The organism is Pseudomonas sp. NPDC098740 (assembly GCF_044760065.1).
GTDB classification, from domain to species: Bacteria; Pseudomonadota; Gammaproteobacteria; order Pseudomonadales; family Pseudomonadaceae; genus Aquipseudomonas; species Aquipseudomonas rossensis.
Map to the genome: position 1 here is coordinate 241,424 of NZ_JBIWAM010000001.1, position 16,160 is coordinate 257,583.

Annotated in this window: 14 protein-coding genes and 4 pseudogenes; 9 read left to right on the top strand and 9 right to left on the bottom strand. The window is 56.3% G+C overall.

What is annotated here, in order from left to right:
- The first annotated feature begins 40 nt into the window (after positions 1–40).
- From ACIQU2_RS01230 to ACIQU2_RS01255, 6 genes and pseudogenes are all read left to right on the top strand, one after another.
- The gene (locus tag ACIQU2_RS01230) at positions 41–1,018 is read left to right on the top strand and encodes a glycosyltransferase family 2 protein (protein ID WP_403137851.1); all 978 of its coding nucleotides are present in this window, start codon (positions 41–43) and stop codon (positions 1,016–1,018) included.
- A gap of 7 nt (positions 1,019–1,025) precedes the next feature.
- Positions 1,026–1,961, top strand: a complete 936-nt coding sequence (locus ACIQU2_RS01235; RefSeq protein WP_347804469.1) for a DUF535 family protein — start codon at positions 1,026–1,028, stop codon at positions 1,959–1,961.
- Positions 1,962–2,036: 75 nt separating this feature from the next.
- The gene (locus tag ACIQU2_RS01240; protein WP_403137854.1) at positions 2,037–3,239 is read left to right on the top strand and encodes a glycosyltransferase; all 1,203 of its coding nucleotides are present in this window, start codon (positions 2,037–2,039) and stop codon (positions 3,237–3,239) included.
- A complete protein-coding gene (locus tag ACIQU2_RS01245; protein ID WP_403137856.1) occupies positions 3,236–4,423 on the top strand; it encodes a glycosyltransferase family 2 protein in 1,188 nt (395 codons plus the stop codon). Before ACIQU2_RS01240 ends, ACIQU2_RS01245 begins: the two co-directional genes overlap by 4 nt.
- Positions 4,423–5,178, top strand: a complete 756-nt coding sequence (locus ACIQU2_RS01250; protein WP_403137858.1) for a WecB/TagA/CpsF family glycosyltransferase — start codon at positions 4,423–4,425, stop codon at positions 5,176–5,178. The genes ACIQU2_RS01245 and ACIQU2_RS01250 overlap by 1 nt, the downstream gene beginning before the upstream one ends.
- A gap of 142 nt (positions 5,179–5,320) precedes the next feature.
- A pseudogene (locus ACIQU2_RS01255) lies at positions 5,321–6,155 on the top strand (hypothetical protein); the annotation flags it as partial.
- A 27-nt stretch (positions 6,156–6,182) separates the two neighbouring features.
- On the opposite strand, the gene ACIQU2_RS01260 reads toward ACIQU2_RS01255, so the two are convergent.
- The 6 genes and pseudogenes from ACIQU2_RS01260 to ACIQU2_RS01285 all read right to left on the bottom strand — a co-directional run bounded on the left by ACIQU2_RS01260 (position 6,183) and on the right by ACIQU2_RS01285 (position 11,179).
- Positions 6,183–7,607 (bottom strand): undecaprenyl-phosphate glucose phosphotransferase, encoded by a 1,425-nt coding sequence (locus ACIQU2_RS01260; protein WP_403137860.1) that lies wholly within the window; start codon positions 7,605–7,607, stop codon positions 6,183–6,185.
- A gap of 444 nt (positions 7,608–8,051) precedes the next feature.
- A complete protein-coding gene (locus ACIQU2_RS01265) occupies positions 8,052–9,236 on the bottom strand; it encodes an acetyl-CoA C-acyltransferase family protein (RefSeq protein WP_149629676.1) in 1,185 nt (394 codons plus the stop codon).
- Positions 9,237–9,549: 313 nt separating this feature from the next.
- Positions 9,550–10,287, bottom strand: a pseudogene (locus ACIQU2_RS01270) (heavy metal sensor histidine kinase); the annotation flags it as partial.
- Positions 10,287–10,373 (bottom strand): annotated as a pseudogene (locus ACIQU2_RS01275) (DNA-binding response regulator); the annotation flags it as partial. The pseudogenes ACIQU2_RS01270 and ACIQU2_RS01275, both read right to left, overlap by 1 nt.
- 108 nt (positions 10,374–10,481) lie before the next feature.
- Complete coding sequence (locus ACIQU2_RS01280) at positions 10,482–10,739, bottom strand: DUF2790 domain-containing protein (RefSeq protein ID WP_403137862.1); 258 nt, start codon at positions 10,737–10,739, stop codon at positions 10,482–10,484.
- 129 nt (positions 10,740–10,868) lie between these two features.
- A pseudogene (locus tag ACIQU2_RS01285) lies at positions 10,869–11,179 on the bottom strand (hypothetical protein).
- A 155-nt stretch (positions 11,180–11,334) separates the two neighbouring features.
- Here ACIQU2_RS01285 and ACIQU2_RS01290 point away from each other — a divergent pair.
- The gene (locus ACIQU2_RS01290) at positions 11,335–11,556 is read left to right on the top strand and encodes a hypothetical protein (RefSeq protein ID WP_149629672.1); all 222 of its coding nucleotides are present in this window, start codon (positions 11,335–11,337) and stop codon (positions 11,554–11,556) included.
- Positions 11,557–11,573: 17 nt separating this feature from the next.
- Here ACIQU2_RS01290 and ACIQU2_RS01295 read toward each other — a convergent pair whose 3' ends face one another.
- A complete protein-coding gene (locus ACIQU2_RS01295; RefSeq protein ID WP_347804463.1) occupies positions 11,574–12,476 on the bottom strand; it encodes a LysR substrate-binding domain-containing protein in 903 nt (300 codons plus the stop codon).
- A gap of 149 nt (positions 12,477–12,625) precedes the next feature.
- On the opposite strand from ACIQU2_RS01295, the gene ACIQU2_RS01300 reads away from it, so the two are divergent.
- Together ACIQU2_RS01300 and ACIQU2_RS01305 are read left to right on the top strand one after the other, a co-directional pair.
- Positions 12,626–13,927, top strand: a complete 1,302-nt coding sequence (locus tag ACIQU2_RS01300) for an NAD(P)/FAD-dependent oxidoreductase (protein ID WP_403137864.1) — start codon at positions 12,626–12,628, stop codon at positions 13,925–13,927.
- A 51-nt stretch (positions 13,928–13,978) separates the two neighbouring features.
- On the top strand, positions 13,979–15,067 hold the full coding sequence (locus ACIQU2_RS01305; RefSeq protein WP_403137866.1) for a polyamine ABC transporter substrate-binding protein: 1,089 nt from the start codon (positions 13,979–13,981) through the stop codon (positions 15,065–15,067).
- Positions 15,068–15,070: 3 nt separating this feature from the next.
- On the opposite strand, the gene ACIQU2_RS01310 is transcribed toward ACIQU2_RS01305, so the two are convergent.
- Both ACIQU2_RS01310 and ACIQU2_RS01315 read right to left on the bottom strand, forming a co-directional pair.
- Complete coding sequence (locus tag ACIQU2_RS01310) at positions 15,071–15,583, bottom strand: DUF6644 family protein (RefSeq protein ID WP_403137867.1); 513 nt, start codon at positions 15,581–15,583, stop codon at positions 15,071–15,073.
- Positions 15,583–15,933, bottom strand: coding sequence for a DUF6152 family protein (locus ACIQU2_RS01315; protein WP_403137869.1), 351 nt, complete (start codon positions 15,931–15,933; stop codon positions 15,583–15,585). The genes ACIQU2_RS01310 and ACIQU2_RS01315 overlap by 1 nt, the downstream gene beginning before the upstream one ends.
- Positions 15,934–16,160 lie beyond the last annotated feature (227 nt).

Genomic DNA, 16,160 nt, shown 5'->3' on the forward strand with positions numbered 1-16,160 from the left:
ACCCGATGGATTACTTCAATTGCGTCGCTGAGTGAACGCCATGGCTATGGGGATGGGTGTCGTTGTTATCGGTCGCAACGAAGGCCAACGGCTTGAACGTTGTCTGACTTCCCTCGCCGGTTCGGCGCAGAAGGTTGTTTATGTCGACTCTGGATCAACGGACGGGTCAGTGCAGATGGCACGGAGGCTTGGGGTCGAAGTGGTCGAGTTGGACATGACGATTCCCTTTACGGCTGCGCGTGCGCGCAATGAAGGATTTGCCTGCATGCAACGCTTATTGCCGGCGATGCGTTATGTGCAGTTCGTTGACGGTGATTGTGAGGTTATCGGCGGTTGGCTGCCCCGGGCGCAGGCCTTTCTTGATACACATCCTGACGTCGCGGTGGTCTGTGGACGGCGCCGTGAACGTTTTCCGCAGCACTCGGTTTACAACTTACTGTGTGATTTCGAATGGGATACGCCGGTAGGTGAGGCCAAGGCATGCGGTGGCGATGCGCTGATGCGGGCTGACGCCTTTTCCGAGGCGTCCGGGTTTCGACCGGGCCTTATTGCCGGGGAAGAGCCTGAATTGTGCGTACGTCTGCGTGGGAATGGTTGGAAGATCTGGCGTCTGGGCGAGGAAATGACCTTGCACGATGCAACCATGAGCCGGTTCGGCCAATGGTGGCAGCGTACCTTGCGCGGTGGTTATGCCTTTGCCGAGGGCGCATTTTTGCATGGGGCCGCGCCGGAGCAACATTGGTTGCGTGAGTCGCGCCGTGTCTGGTTCTGGGGATTGGGTGTCCCGCTGGCAACTGTTATCGCGAGTTTGGTGTCGGGATGGTTTGGGCTGCTTGTGCTGCTGGTCTATCCATTGCAGGTCGTGCGCCTCGCCCGCGGGGGCGATAGATCCGCGCGCGAAAACTGGCTGCGGGCTTTCTTTCTCGTGCTGGGGAAATTTCCCGAGATGCTCGGGCAAGTCAAGTTTCTACTGAACAGATTCGGCGCCGGCAAGACGGCGTTGATCGAATACAAGTGAGACTTATATGAATAATTGGTTGATATTAAAGAGCGTGTTTTTTTTACACGCTGGGTATTCCGTAAGGGCATTGAATAATAAATTTAAAATGTTGGTTCTGGTTGCAAAAAACTGGTCAGAGCTAAAGTTGTTTTGCGGGCGTATGTCGAGCGCTCTGGGTAAGTCCGGTGTTGAGAAGTTAGGCGGGGATTGTGTAGGCGTTGTTCATTGGCCATACATCAGTAGAAACTGGAGCCCCAAGAATAAACTTAGTGTGTTGGCCTCGCATTACGAAGTGGTTACCAAAAGCTGTCCGCAGCTATTGCTGTTGGGGCGAAGTGACAGCTTGATGCTGAGTGACTTGTCGGAGTTTGCGGCTGGCTGTTCCCTGGTGCTGGATCGTCCGATATGGTTTATGCGTGAAGGGGAGTTGGTGCTGAATTTGTTTCAGGGTGACCTGCGCATTGCGTCAATAGCATTCACCTTGTGTCGCACGGACACTGAGTTATGTATTTTTATCGGCGCCGTTCAAGGGATACATAAAGGCGTCGAGAGTGAACTGTCGTTGAGTATCTACAGGGACCTGACAAAAGACTTTGAAGGCCTTCGGCCAAGAAGCTTTCTGATCGAAGTTATTAAATACATTGCCATTAATATCGGTGTTGAAAGAATTTATGCGGTAGGGGATGGGTATCGCCACCACCGTCATCCGTATTTTGGCGCTCACAAAGCTCTAGAACTGGCGGCAAATTATGATGTGATCTGGTTAGAGCATGGAGCGACTCCATCAGAGCGCGAAGATTTTTTTGAGATTCCCATGATTCTGTCCAGGAAGCCGCTCGACAGTATTGCTTCAAAAAAACGTGCCATGTATCGCAGGCGCTATGAATTGCTGGATGACACGTTTAAAAAGATAGATGGCGTGTTAATAGGTAGTTATAGCAGCAGCCGTGTGGCTAGTTGACGTTCCTGATACCTGTACTACTGTGGGATTACTTGCAGTAATAATCCACCGCAACGACAACTAAGTCTGGTTCCTATGCGTATCGCTTATTTCATCAATCAATACCCTAAAGTCAGCCATAGCTTCATTCGTCGCGAGATTTTGGCGTTGGAACGTCAGGGGTTTGTGGTGCAGCGCATTGCTCTGCGCGGCTGGGATGCCGAATTGGTGGATGCCGAAGACGTGTCCGAACGCGATAAAACCCAATATGTGCTGCAGGGCGGAGTCAAAGAGCTGTTAGTGCCTGTGCTGCAGGTGCTGCGCGTCCAGCCGCGACGCTTTTTTTCGGCGCTGTGGCTGGCGCTACGCATGGGCCAGCGTGCCGATCGCCCCTGGCCCTATCATTTGGTTTATTTGTCCGAGGCGTGTCGCGTGCTGACTTGGTTGCAGGCGTTTGGGGCCGAGCATGTGCATGCGCATTTCGGCACTAACTCAACCGAGGTGGTGATGCTGGCCAATGTGCTCGGTGGGCCGGCGTACAGTTTTACCGTGCACGGGCCGGAAGAGTTCGACAAACCGCAGTTTATTCATTTGGGCGAGAAAGTTCGGCGCGCGGCCTTTGTCGCTGCTATCAGTTCTTATGGGCGCAGTCAGCTGTTTCGCTGGGTGGCTCATGCACACTGGGCAAGGGTAAAGGTGGTGCATTGTGGGCTGGAGCGCGCGTTTCACGATGTGCCGGCCGTTGCTGTGCCATCCACGCCGCGCTTGGTTTGTGTAGGTCGTTTGTGTGAGCAGAAGGGTCAGCTTTTGCTGCTTGAGGCCGCCCGCATTCTGGCAGCACAAGACGTGGAGTTCGAGATAGTACTGGCCGGCGATGGAGAAATGCGCGCGGAAATCGAAGCCCTTATTGCACTGCATGGCTTGCAGGCGCGGGTGCGAATTACCGGCTGGATCAGCAGCGAACAGGTGCGGGCGGAGATTCTTGCGGCGCGGGCCTTGGTATTGCCGAGCTTCGCCGAGGGATTGCCGGTGGTCATCATGGAAGCCATGGCGTTGCGCCGACCCGTACTGACGAGCTATGTGGCGGGCATTCCCGAGTTAGTGCGACAGGGTGAGAACGGTTGGTTGTTTCCCGCTGGAGCGGTGGATGAGTTGGCGGCGGCACTGGCGGACTGTCTCGCGCAACCTGTCGAGGTGTTGCAGCGGATGGGCGAGGCGGCTTATCAGAGAGTGCTGGAGCGACACGACATCGATATCGAAGCGACCAAGTTGGCTAATTTGTTTAGGGCGCAAGCATGATCACATTACTTAGTTGGCTGTTCAGCTCACTGCTGATACTCATCCTCCTGCCGGTGTTGGTGCTGTTTGTGCAGGTGCTGATGGCTTGCCTGCCTGCACGGTCGCGCTCGTCGGCGCAAGGATCGCGACCGCGGGTGGCGGTGTTGATACCGGCACACAATGAATCCTCGATCATCGTCGCGTCGTTAAATAGCATTCGGCCGCAGTTGCTTTCGGGTGATCGCCTATTGGTGGTGGCGGACAACTGTTCTGACGACACGGCCGCGCTGGCCCGCACGGCGGGCGCCGAGGTGGTGGAGCGCAGCAATGATCAGCAGCGTGGCAAGGGTTATGCGCTGGACTGTGGGGTGCGTCATTTGGCGAGCGATGCGCCGGACGTCATGATTGTTATCGATGCGGATTGCCAGGTGGCCGAGGGTTCTATTGAGCGTTTGGCAATCTTTTGCATCGACTCAGGGCGGCCAGCGCAAGCACTTAATTTAATGCTTGCTCCAGCAGGTTCCGGGCTGAAAGTGCGGCTTGCCGAGTTTGCCTGGTGTGTGAAGAATCGGGTACGGCCGCAGGGTTGGACCCGGCTTGGTTTGCCCTGTCAGTTAATGGGCACGGGAATGGCTTTCGTCTGGCGGGATCTGACGTTGATCAATTTAGCCAGTGGCCACATCGTTGAAGATTTGAAGATGGGCCTGGATTTATGCCGAAGCGGCAAGCCGCCATTGTTTTGCCCCGATGCGCTGGTGACCAGTTATTTTCCACGCAGCGATGAAGGCTTAACTACCCAGCGTACGCGCTGGGAACATGGTCATCTAGGGGTAATCCTTGGGGATACGCCAAAGTTGCTGGTGGAGTCGATTGGCCAGCGTAACGGGAGTCTGCTGGCGATGACGCTGGATTTGCTGGTCCCTCCATTGGCGTTATTGACGTTGGCCTTGGCGGCGGCATTTGGTCTGTCATGGTTGGTATTTATGCTGTCGGGAGCGTTGGCGCCAGCATTGGTAGCTTCTTCCGGGGTGGCAATATTGGGTGTCACTATTTTGCTGGCATGGAGCCAATTTGGTCGCGGGATTATTTCTTTTTCAGCCTTGTTGTATGCGCCGTTTTACGCGCTGAAGAAAATCCCTCTGTATCTCGGATTTTTGCTTAAGCGCCAGGTTGAATGGGTGCGTTCGAAGCGAGATGACAGCTAATGCGTGCTTTATCCTGGCAGCACAGCTGGCAAACGATTACCCAGAAACTCAGGGTGGTCAGCGATGTTGATGACGAGCAAGCCTTGATTGATGCGTTATCCAGAGCTGACGTGACGACAGTGCTTGGGTTCGCGAATGCCCATGCCATGAATCTGGTGGCGGCCAATACCGACTACTTTAACGCGCTGCTGGCTGCGGACGTGTTATTACGGGACGGCTCCGGCATGGCCATCCTGTTTCGTCGCCTCGGCCGAGAGCCGGGGTTAAATATGAATGGCACCGATTTCATTCCCAAATTGCTGGCCGCGTTCAAGGGCCGGCGCGTGGCTTTCTGGGGCACTGAAGAGCCCTTTCTAGCCAACGCGGTGCAGCGTAGCGAGGCGCTATTTGCGGCCAATGTAGTCTCTGCTCACCATGGTTTCGCGTCGGCGGATACTTACATAAACCTTGCCCGGCAGTTTCAGCCGGAACTGGTTGTGTTGGGTATGGGCATGCCGAAGCAAGAAGCCGTTGCTGCCAGGTTAGCCGTCAGCGGCGTGCCCTGTCTGGTCGTGTGCGGAGGGGCAATTCTGGATTTTCTCGGCGGCAAGGTGACTCGTGCTCCGCAATGGGTGCGTCGTCTCGGTTGTGAGTGGGTGTTCAGGCTGATAGGTGAGCCAAAGCGATTATTCAGACGCTATGTGGTGGGTAATCCGATGTTCCTGTTGCGCACATTGATCTGCAGGAATAAAGGAAAGGTGACGTGTTCAAAATAGATGGCGGATTGTATCAGTGTCGTAATTAGGGTTTACCGCACATTTTGAATAATGTGCTCAGTTGTCGAGCTCTCATTTCGAGTAGTCAGGTTATTGATTTGTAAGCTCAAATACCCCTTCCTTGAATTGTGCTAATAACCAAATGAAAGAATACATAGCAGAGTTGATGCGTAAGTTAATATCGCCTTCGATGCGATTTGAGCTAAGGAAAGCTGTTGCCTGGCTGCGGGATATTCTTGGGCGAGCCTGTTTTTGGCGCTGGGAAATTGTCAGGTTCAGACTGCGGGAAGACAGCTTCCACGACATTCTCTATGTGGGCAGGAAAACACAGCGGGAGTTTGTGAAGGTTCTACTGGGCGCTGAATCTCAAGCGGTTGATAGTCAGTTGAAGTTGGACACGTCAGACCGGACGGTGTGGGTCAGTGAAATGCCGACCTTGGGGGCATTGTATGTGCCTCAATATTTGAGTGCTGTCGTTCCGCTGAGCAGGTCAATTGAGGATATTACGGCCAGATACAATACCGAGTTACGTCGAAATCTGCGCAAAAACCGGCTGCGCTATCGTATGAAACAGGCCTTGAACGACGACGAAATTGAAATCGCAGATCGGGAAATGCTTCAGCCCTATGCCAGAGCAAGGCATGGAGCAGCCGCCTCTCAAATTGAATCGCATGAGGTTCAAAGGGTGGCAAAAAATGCCGGACGGCTCGATCTGGTATTGCTGGAGGATGAAATTGTTGCATGCCATCTTGGGAGCGTAATTACCCGGGCAGGAAAACGCTACTGGAGCACGATCCGTTTCGGCTATCCCGATGTTGTATTTTCAGATGCCAAGAAGTTGCGTGAAATCAACTCGATTACCACGTTCATGGCACTTGAATGGGCATCTTGGGTTGCCGGACGGTCCGAGTGACGAGGAAATCGCTAATCGATATCGCGAAATGGGTTTTGGCGGCCTTATCAAAATATACCTCCATTGAGATCGTCCAGGCACTCAGGACTGGCTAATAGGCATGCTTGCCGGAGAAGGCAAACACCGTTCGTACAAGGATGACGAAATCGAGCCATAGCGACCAGTTGTTGATGTATTCAATGTCCGAGTCAACACGCCGGATCATCTGATCTATATCCCTCGTTTCACCACGATAGCCACGTACCTGAGCCAGGCCTGTGATGCCCGGTTTAATGTTGTGACGCGCAAAGTAGCCCGAGACATCGGGCGAGTACTGCACATCGTGTTGAATAGCGTGCGGGCGAGGCCCCACCAGAGACATTTCCCCCATCAAAACGTTGAACAACTGCGGTAGCTCATCCAGGCTGGTCCGCCGAATAAAGGCCCCAACCCTGGTCATGCGCGGGTCATTCTTTTGCGCCTGTTTGACGATGCCGTCTTCAGGCTGATGGACGACCATGCTTCTGAACTTCCAGATCCGAAAAGCTTCTCCACTCCACCCCATGCGCTGCTGACGAAAGAATATGGGGCCGGGGCTATCGAGCTTGATGGCAATGGCGACGGCTACCAGGACTGGCGTTGCAAAAACCAAAATGAGAAAGGCCAGGACTTTGTCTTCAAGATTCTTCAGAAACAGACGCATCCCCATCAGCGGAGTTTCAGACAAGGTCAGCACGGGAATGCCGGCAATTTCGCGAACACTGTGGTTGATCAGGCGCAACGAGAAAATGTCAGGCACCCAGTTAACAGAGATGTGTTTATCGAACAGCCTTAAATAAACGTCCTGGATGACCTCTGAGCCACCCAGAGGGGTCACGAAATAGACGGTACGAATGGCATGTTTAACAACTAACTCATCAAGGTCGGAGATATCGCCCAGTATCGACAGACGTTGCGCGCCTTCCAGACTTTCCTTTCCCCGATCATCGTCCGCGCCAATCAACACACAGCCGACTATGCGCTCACCGAGCCAGGGATTATTGCTGATCTTCTTGTGAAGATAGCTGGCCAGTTCGCCCGAGCCAATGATGAGCGAGTTTTCCAATTGAGTCGGGTGGGCCAAAAACTTCTTCTGCATCTCGCGTGTCGCGAGGTGCAAAAGCAACTGAGCAAAATATCCAAGAACAAATAACTGCCCGACCAATAAACGCGAGTACTGTTCGCTTTGCTTGGTAAGAAAGGCCATGGCAACGAGAAAGCCAAACGTGGCAGTCCATGCTTTCAAAAGCTTGAAGGCTTTGACGGTAAAACCAACATTGCTGCGGTAAATGGCATAGTGGTCGTACACGACGGCCAAAGCCCCCAGCAGCAACAGGAGCAGGATGACATAGGACTGCGTTATGAAGCCGATATGATAATTGATCAAAAACCATGCAACACCGGTCACCGCAACACAATCGAGACCAGCTTGAATAACGATACTGGTACTGCTTCTTCGCTGGAGAACGGAACGGGTACTGTTGGGCTCAAATATCATATTTAGACCTCATGTCTGCCGCCCCTCGCGCTCGATGATGACGCGATTCAGTTCATGCTGCCCTCGCTTGAGAGCGTTGGCGTCACCGTGATTAGCCACCCACCTTCGAAAATTACAGGCTTTGGGAGCATGTGGCGACGCGTGCTTTCACTTTAGCAGTACTGTGAAATCATTCACTGAATCTGCGTAGTTCTGCGTAGTTTAGTAGAACCTCCGGGCCTGAAAAAATGAAGCCCGTCGAGATACCGACCGGCCTACCGCAGGGCGCCGTCTGCGGTGTCTGCAGCAAGGTCGTTCCTTGTCAGCAATCGGGTATGGGGCGCGAGTGTGGTCGCGCAGTGATCGAGGCTTACACCGAGCTGAAATCGGAGTGCATTGCGCACTGATTCCATCGGGGTAAAACGAGACGGCACCCACATTGGGCGCCGTCTTCGTTTTGGCCGATCAGACGCGTTCGAACAACACGGCGATGCCTTGGCCGCCGCCGATGCACATGGTTGCCAGGGCATAGCGACCCTGAACACGGTGCAGTTCGTGAATGGCTTTGGTGGCGATAATCGCACCGGTCGCGCCCACCGGGTGGCCCAGAGAAATCCCCGAACCGTTCGGGTTGACCTTCTCCGGGTCGAAGCCCAGTTCCTGAGCCACGGCACACGCTTGGGCAGCGAATGCTTCGTTGGACTCGATGACATCCAGGTCGGCAACGGTCAGGCCGGCGCGTTTGAGGACCAGGCGGGTGGCGGGAATCGGTCCCAACCCCATCAGCTCGGGCTCCACACCGGCATGGGCATAACCGACCAGTCGTGCGATGGGCTTGAGGCCTTGATCGAGAACCATCTGACCCGTGGCCATGATCAGTGCACCGGCACCGTCATTGAGGCCGGACGCGTTGCCGGCGGTGACGCTGCCGTCTTTTTTGAAGGCTGGTTTCATCTTGCCCAATTGCTCGGCATTGACCTCGGCGCGGACATGCTCGTCCGTCGCAAACGTCACGGTACCTTTGCGGGACGCCACTTCGATCGGCACGATCTGGTCGGTAAACCGCCCTTCAGCAATCGCCCGGGCCGCCCGTTGCTGGCTGAGCAGCGCCAACTCATCCTGAGCCTGTCGAGTGATGCCATAGCGCTCGGCGATGTTTTCCGCAGTAATGCCCATGTGGAAACCGCCAAACGGGTCTTGCAGAGCACCGAGCACGTAGTCGATAGCTTGCATATCACCCATGCGTGCGCCCCAGCGCGCCTGCGGCAACAGATAGGCCCCGCGGCTCATGGATTCGACGCCGCCCGCCAGCGCAGCGCCGGCATCCCCCAACATCAAACTTTGAGCTGCACTGACAATGGCCTGCAAACCAGAACCGCAGAGGCGGTTGACGTTGAAGGCGGGCGTCTCTTTCGGCAGGCCGGCATTCATCGCCACGGCACGAGAGATGTAGGCGTCGCGTGCTTCCGTCGGGATCACATGACCCATCACCACGTGACCGATGTGTTCAGGTGCCAGCCCCGAACGTTCAATGGCAGCGCGGCAAACGTCAGTGGCCAGTTGGATAGGTGGCACATCTTTGAGCGAACCACCAAAGCTGCCGATGGCCGAGCGGACGGCGCTGATAACAAAAATGTCGGATGGGTTCATGCGGGTTCCCCTGGAACAGTCCTGGACTCAAGTGTGCTTTCGCACTGTTATATGGGGGTGAGTCTAGACACAGCGATGATTTTGGCCTATGCCAAAACTGCTCAAGGGGGGTGGCGTTTTTGGCCATTTCAGTTGAAGTCGCTTTTTGACCCGTCTGATTCGGTCAAAAGCGCAGAAAAGGGTCCGGGCTTGATCGTTCTCACTCCGCGTGGGAATGCCGCCGGGGACGCTCCGCGTCCCGCTATCGCCGCAAGGCTTGAGTCCTGCGCAAGGGTGACGCGGAGCCTGGGAACGATCAGTGGGTGCCGGGACCTCATTCATCCAATTGCCGCGCCGGAAAAAACAGCTCGAAGCAGGTGATGCCTTCGCTGCTGCTAACGCTTTAAGCCCCATTGTGCAGCTGCATGATCGTCGCCACGATCGACAGGCCCACACCGTTGGAGTGCGCCGAGCGTGCGCGGGATTCGTCGACGCGGTAGAAGCGCTCGAACAGTCTGGGCAAGTGTTCGGCGGGGATGGTCTGGCCGTGGTTGCGCACGTGCAGGCTGATGCCGTCGGCCGTGGGTGTGGCGCGGATGAACAGCTCGGAGTCGGGCGCGCCGTATTTGATGGCGTTGGCGCAAAGGTTGGCCAGGGCACGGCGCAGCAACATCGGTTCGGCCCAGATCACTCCGCTGCCCTGGGCATCAACGCTGATCCCGGCATCCGCCGCCAGCCCTTCGAAATAGTCGGCCATGCGTTCCATTTCATCGGCAGCATCCAGTTCCTGCCGTTGGCGCAAAGCACTGGCCCGGTCGGTGCGGGCCAGAAACAGCATGTTGTCGAGCATCCGGGCCAGGCGCTCCAGCTCTTCGACATTGGAGGCGAGCAGTTGCTGATAGGCCTCAATACTGCGGTTTTGCTGCAGGGCGACCTGGGTTTCGCCGAGCAGGTTGTTAATCGGCGTGCGCAGTTCGTGGGCCATGTCGGTCGACACCTGACCCAGTTGCACGAAGCCCTTGCCGAGACGGACGAGCATTGCGTTGAACGCCTCGATCATCGGCAGCAGTTCAGGCTGACGGAGTAGCCGAGCTCCAGCAGGCCATTGAGCAGGTAGTTACCGGACTTGGGTTCGTCTTCGACTACGAGGATGTTCATGGGATCTGCCTGGTTCGGTGTCAGCAACATACCTGTCGCGGCGGCGGGCTACAGAGGTCAGCCAGTGGCGCCAGTGTAGCCCGATCCTCTGTGAGTACAGGCGTCTGATCAGTTATCACCAATGCAACCCATGCCCTGGACCTGGTAATCCAGCACGTGCTTGCGACCCTGATGGTCGAGATAAATCAGCTGCGCGGGGACGATGCCGCATTCTTGCGTGATGATATTGCTGGACAGGTCTTTGGCGATATCCAGGTTGACGAAGAAACCGGTCTTGTCGTGGATGACAGGTTCGGCGGTCTGGGTATCGGCAAACGCCGAACCGGTGGCGAGGAGAGCAGCAAAACCGAGGATTAACATTTTCATGATGATTCCCTCTATTCAGGGGCGGGTTGGCTGCCGATGGGTTGCCTGGCAGTGAATTCAGGTTAACCAGGCGATCCGCACAGCCGACCCACAGTTGAATGACAATTTTGTAATGAAACGGCGCCGACGTTACGGTTGGCGACCAGCGGCTTCGAGGATCAGGTCCGCGATTTCTTTTGAGTGGGAGACCAAAGACAGATGGCTCGACGGCAGCTCGATGGTGGTCGCGTTCATGCGTTTGTCGAGGAAGCGTTCCAGGTCTGGGTTGATGGTTTGATCGAGGCTGGAGACCGCGTGTGCAAGCCGGCGGCCTGCAACCGGGTCATCACGACCGACCAGCTCGAGCCATCGGCCCAGGATCCGTGCACCAGCACGACGTTGTTGGCCTTGACCGGGGCGATGTTGCTGGCCATGGCGGAACCGGTGACTGGCGACGCCACTGTATGAGGCGAGGGGGCTGGCTACGCTGACAACTCAATGACAAGTTTGTAATGCACGGCGCGCCTGTCTTTATGCCTGCCTGCCGTATGTCGGGAGTGAGGAACGCCACCCATGAAAAAACTTCAAAACGAAGACTGTCTTTGGGAGTTTGAGCATGAGTGATGATCAAAAGAGCGAAGCCCTGGCGGCCTGGTATCAGCTCCTGAAAGTGCCCGAAATCCGGATGGATGCCGAAGAGCAGTATGACGAGTTGCTCAAGGCTGCCGATGAGATGGAGCGCACCGGTCTCATCAACAGCGTTGAATGGCGCAAGCTGGTTCAAGAGGCGAGCGCAGCTTTTGCCAATGCGACACAAGGGTTGGGGCGCGGAACGTAGTGGTCAATCCCTGGTGATCAAACGTCGCCTGCTGGCTGTTCGGCCTGTTGAGCGAACCACTGCATGATCAGCGAACAGGCTGGATGAGCGGCGGCGGAAGGTTGCAGGTTCAAGGCGTAAATGCCGCGGGTCTTCAAGGGGTGACCGAACGGAACGACGAGCACGCCGCGTTCGAGTGATTCGCCTGCCAGGGTCAGGTCAGTCATGGCGACCCCCAGCCCTCGCGCCGCCGCATCGAGCGCCAACTCGTCGAGGTTGAAGGGGATGTGGCGGTAGTCCTCGAGTGACTGGCCGCCATTGGCATGCAGCCACCGGAACCAGTCATGTTTGTCCGCCGAGCGATGCAACAGCGGGAAACGCACGAGATCGGCCACCGACTCCAACGGCTGGGTGGCGCTGCCCAAGCCTGGGGCGCACACCGGCACCAGCGCCTCTTCGAACAAGGTCAGGCAGTCAGGATCGAGGGACGGCTCGGGCAGATAGAGGATGTAGGCGTCGCTGTCGATGGCTGGCTCCACCACTTCCGTGGCCACGGTTTCGATCGACAGCGAAACCTGCGGATGACTTCGATAGAACTCGCTCAACTTTGGCAGCAACCATCGAACCGCCAGCGACACATGCATGCGTATCCGAAAAGGGCGCTTCTGCGGTGCCAGCCGATCTTCAAGTGCCTTCAGTTGCGCCAAAATACTTCGGGCGGTCGCAAGCACCTGTTCGCCTTCCGGTGTCAGTCGAACACTGCGGCTATTCCTCACGAACATCGGCAAGTCGAAGTGGCTCTCCAACTGCTGGATTTTTCGGCTCACTGCGCTTTGGGTCAGACACAGCTTTTGCGCCGCTTGCGTGAAGCTGCCCGAGCCTGCGACCTCGACCAGCGCCTGCAAGGCCTGGAGAGAAGGAACGTGGTGAATTTTATCCATGCGTTTTTTGAATAGCTCGATGAGTTTATAACGTTGGTTGTATCACTACAGGCCTTATAGATTCTAGCTCTAGCCAGCGCCAGCCGGAAATACTCATGCGATGACGTCATGTGCGGTGCTTGCGGAACGACAGGAAGATGAGGTGATGCATGACCAATGTATGTGGCTGGATTGCGCAGGCGGGGAGTTCACCCGCTCGCGATGCTCTCAAAGGCACGCAAAAAGCCGATTGGCTGATTGTCGGTGCCGGTATCACCGGCCTGTGCGCCGCTCACACACTCGCTGAAATGCACCCTCAGGCGCGGATCGTGATTGTCGACAGACAACGGGCCGCACAGGGCGCCTCGGCGCGCAATTCAGGCTTCGTGGTGGGGCACGAACATCCGGCCAAGGATGAGCTGATCGGCAACCCGGGGTTTGCCGGATTTGAAGTCGACACCTCGATTTCCCGTGCCGCCAGTGACGAAGTGCGCCGACGCATCGCTCGTCTGGGCATCGAATGTGAATTCAGGGAATCGGGCTACTACTTCGCCGTCAACGATCCCGGCAAGTTGACCGATGTCGCGGCCAAACTGACAACGCTACGCGCTGTCGGCGCCTCTGCGCAGTTTCTGGAAGGTGAACCGCTGAGCAAACAACTGGGCACCGCGCATTACCAGGCCGCGATCTGGTGCGGCAATGGCAACGCACTGCTGCAACCCGCGAAATACGTGAAGGGCCTGCTGGATACGCTGCCGGACACGGTGACCCTGTTTGAGAACACCGATATCACCGGCCTGGAGCGTTTGGGCAAAGGGCGTATTCGCGCCAATGGCACCGATGGAAGCATCGAGGCCAGGCAAGTCCTGGTGTGCCTGAACGCGTTCATCCCGCGCTCCGGAATAGAAGACAGCGGGACGTTCCCGATGGAACTCAGCGCCAGCCTGACACGACCACTCAGCGACGCCGAGTTCAAGTCCATCGGCGCGGTTGAGCCTTGGGGCGTGCTGTCCACCCGGCCCTTGGGCGCCACGGTGCGACTGACCCCGGACCGCCGCGTGATGATCCGCAATACGGCGGAATACCGTTCTCGGGATTTATCCGACAGTGAGCTGCTGCACCGTCGCAAACACCATGTGCTCGGCTTGCAACGACGCTTCCCGTTCTTGAACGAGCAGGACATTCAATACACCTGGACCGGACACTTGAGTGCTTCGCGCACCGGGCAACCGTATTTCGCCAAGGTCGACGAAGGTGTGTTTGCGGTGGCCGGCTGCAATGGTTCGGGCGTCGCACGCGGCACCCTTTGGGGACGCTTGCTCGCCGAACTGGCGTCGGGTGCCAGCTCGCCAATCCTCGAATCAGTGATGCGCAGAGCCCAGCCGGGCTGGCTGCCACCGCGGCCCTTGCTCGATATCGGTGCCATGCTTCGAATGCGCGTGGAGGCGGTCAGGGCCAAAACAGAAATCTAGAACACCCGGCGATCAAAGAATAAAAACTCATCAAACACACGGTGATTGAACATGCGCGTCAATAACATTTCCCTGATGGTCGTGCTGTCGACGTTCTCGGCAGCCACTTACGCTGACGAAGTCGTCAATATTTCGAACTGGAACGGCTACATCGCCGACGACACCTTGACCACGTTCACCAAGGAATCGGGGATCAAGGCAACGTACGACATACACGACAGCAACGAAGTGCTGGAATCCAAACTGATGACCGGCAATACCGGCTATGACGTGGTGAGCCCTTCAAACCATTTTCTGTCCCGATTGATCAAAGCCGGGGCGATTCAGAAACTCGATAAAAGCCAGCTGCCCAACTGGAAAAACCTTGACCCGGCACTGATGAAAAAACTCGAGGTCAATGATCCGGGCAATCAATACGGTTATCCGTACATGTGGGGCACGGCGGGTATTGGCTACAACGTCGAGAAGATCAAGGCGATCTTCGGCAACACCGATGTCACCCATTCCTGGAATCTGTTTTTTGATGAAAACAACATCAAAAAGCTGAGCCAGTGCGGTGTGGCGATTATCGATAATCCTACGCAGATCCTGCCGATCACCCTGAATTACCTGGGGCTGCCGCCCCATAGCCACGAGCCGGCGGATTACAAGAAAGCCGAGCAGGCGCTGCTCAAAATCAGACCTTATGTCCAGTATTTCCACGCCTCCAAGTACATCAGCGACCTGGCGAACGGCAATGTCTGCGCGGTGATCGGTTTTAATGGCGACATTGTGCAGGCGGCTGCCAGCGCCAAGGAAGCCAACAACGGCATCGACATCGCCTATTCGATCCCTGACGAAGGCTCGACGCTGTGGTTCGACATGGTGGTCATGCCCAAGAGTGCGCCGCACGAGAAGAATGGCTACGCCTACATGAACTACCTGCTGACGCCGCAGGTCATTGCCAACATCAGCAACAGCATTCATTACGCCAACCCCAACCTTGCGGCGGATGAATATGTGACTCCGGTAGTGAAGCAGGACCTGGCGATCTACCCGCCGAAAAGCGTGCTGGACAAGTTGTTCACCGTCGAGGAACTTCCCGCGGCCATCGCACGGTTGACTACTCGCCTGTGGACCAAGTTGAAAACCAATACCTGATGATCAGGTGTACGCCAATAGCCGACCGCACATCACCACGCTGACCCATAACCCAATCGAAAGCAGCGCCTGGATTTTTGCGATTCCAGGCGCCGCAGTACCCGTGTTCCACTGGGTGACCGAGCGGTATACCCCGACGTGGAAAAGAGCAGCGTTGAGCCCGGCAGTAGCGATCAGGCATAGCTTCAAGATGAAGATGTCATTCGATGCGAAGTCATGGGGATGGGCTGAAAACATCATCAGCCCGGCGGGCACGATCAACAGCAGGGCCAGGATGGACCAGGTCAGGAGGTGGCGAGCCAGGGCTGAAACCGCTATCTCTTTCGACAGCCCGAGCACCCGCAGATCGAACATCACGACGGAGCCGACAAGCACCGTAAACCCGATGATGTGAACCACCTCGACCATCGGATACAGCCACAGGTCGCCCCGCATGGCCGCGCCAAGCTGCGAGTCACCCGCCCAGTCCAGCCAGCTGTTCGGACTCGATCCTGCGCTGGCATCAATGGCCTGCATCACCGCAACTCTGTGGTTTTGTCGCCGACGGTGATGCGTTCGGCGCGCATTTCATCGGGGTTGTTTCGATTCTGATAGCCGACCACGGTGGCCGTGTTACCCACACTCAGCATGTCCCGGGAAAGGCCGCGGTTTTCCATGCGCGAGGGAGGCGCCAGGACGACGTTCCAGGTTTTGTCTTGCGTTTTGAGGCGCACGAACCCGTGTGGATGGGAGTAACCGGATTCTTCTATCGTGCCGTTCAACTGCAGGGGGTTGCTCGAGTCGTATTCGCTCCAGCCGTGATGCGCGAACGCCGCCGTTGCAGCCAGTAACAGTGACAATCCAATGCTGCCGAGCATGCCTTTCATGACAAGTCTCCTGTTGCAGATCATTGATCAACGTGAGTCCTGACGTGTTTTCACCACAGAGGGTTTTTAGAATAGCCCGACATTTTTCAGCACTGCGCCGAGCAAATGTTTCTGAAGAAGTAGATGTTTGAATATCAATAGCTTCCTTGTCGGCTATTTTCTTGTTCCTCACAACAGGACACTCCACAGCCACCCCGCAGCCGACAACCACCAGCCACGGTGGGAGT

Coding starts and splice junctions, on each gene's coding strand:
- ACIQU2_RS01230 (WP_403137851.1), top strand. CDS start 41: ATGGCTATGGGGATGGGTGTCGTTGTTATCGGTCGCAACGAAGGCCAA.
- ACIQU2_RS01235 (WP_347804469.1), top strand. CDS start 1,026: ATGAATAATTGGTTGATATTAAAGAGCGTGTTTTTTTTACACGCTGGG.
- ACIQU2_RS01240 (WP_403137854.1), top strand. CDS start 2,037: ATGCGTATCGCTTATTTCATCAATCAATACCCTAAAGTCAGCCATAGC.
- ACIQU2_RS01245 (WP_403137856.1), top strand. CDS start 3,236: ATGATCACATTACTTAGTTGGCTGTTCAGCTCACTGCTGATACTCATC.
- ACIQU2_RS01250 (WP_403137858.1), top strand. CDS start 4,423: ATGCGTGCTTTATCCTGGCAGCACAGCTGGCAAACGATTACCCAGAAA.
- ACIQU2_RS01260 (WP_403137860.1), bottom strand. CDS start 7,607: ATGATATTTGAGCCCAACAGTACCCGTTCCGTTCTCCAGCGAAGAAGC.
- ACIQU2_RS01265 (WP_149629676.1), bottom strand. CDS start 9,236: ATGAACCCATCCGACATTTTTGTTATCAGCGCCGTCCGCTCGGCCATC.
- ACIQU2_RS01280 (WP_403137862.1), bottom strand. CDS start 10,739: ATGAAAATGTTAATCCTCGGTTTTGCTGCTCTCCTCGCCACCGGTTCG.
- ACIQU2_RS01290 (WP_149629672.1), top strand. CDS start 11,335: ATGAGTGATGATCAAAAGAGCGAAGCCCTGGCGGCCTGGTATCAGCTC.
- ACIQU2_RS01295 (WP_347804463.1), bottom strand. CDS start 12,476: ATGGATAAAATTCACCACGTTCCTTCTCTCCAGGCCTTGCAGGCGCTG.
- ACIQU2_RS01300 (WP_403137864.1), top strand. CDS start 12,626: ATGACCAATGTATGTGGCTGGATTGCGCAGGCGGGGAGTTCACCCGCT.
- ACIQU2_RS01305 (WP_403137866.1), top strand. CDS start 13,979: ATGCGCGTCAATAACATTTCCCTGATGGTCGTGCTGTCGACGTTCTCG.
- ACIQU2_RS01310 (WP_403137867.1), bottom strand. CDS start 15,583: ATGCAGGCCATTGATGCCAGCGCAGGATCGAGTCCGAACAGCTGGCTG.
- ACIQU2_RS01315 (WP_403137869.1), bottom strand. CDS start 15,933: ATGAAAGGCATGCTCGGCAGCATTGGATTGTCACTGTTACTGGCTGCA.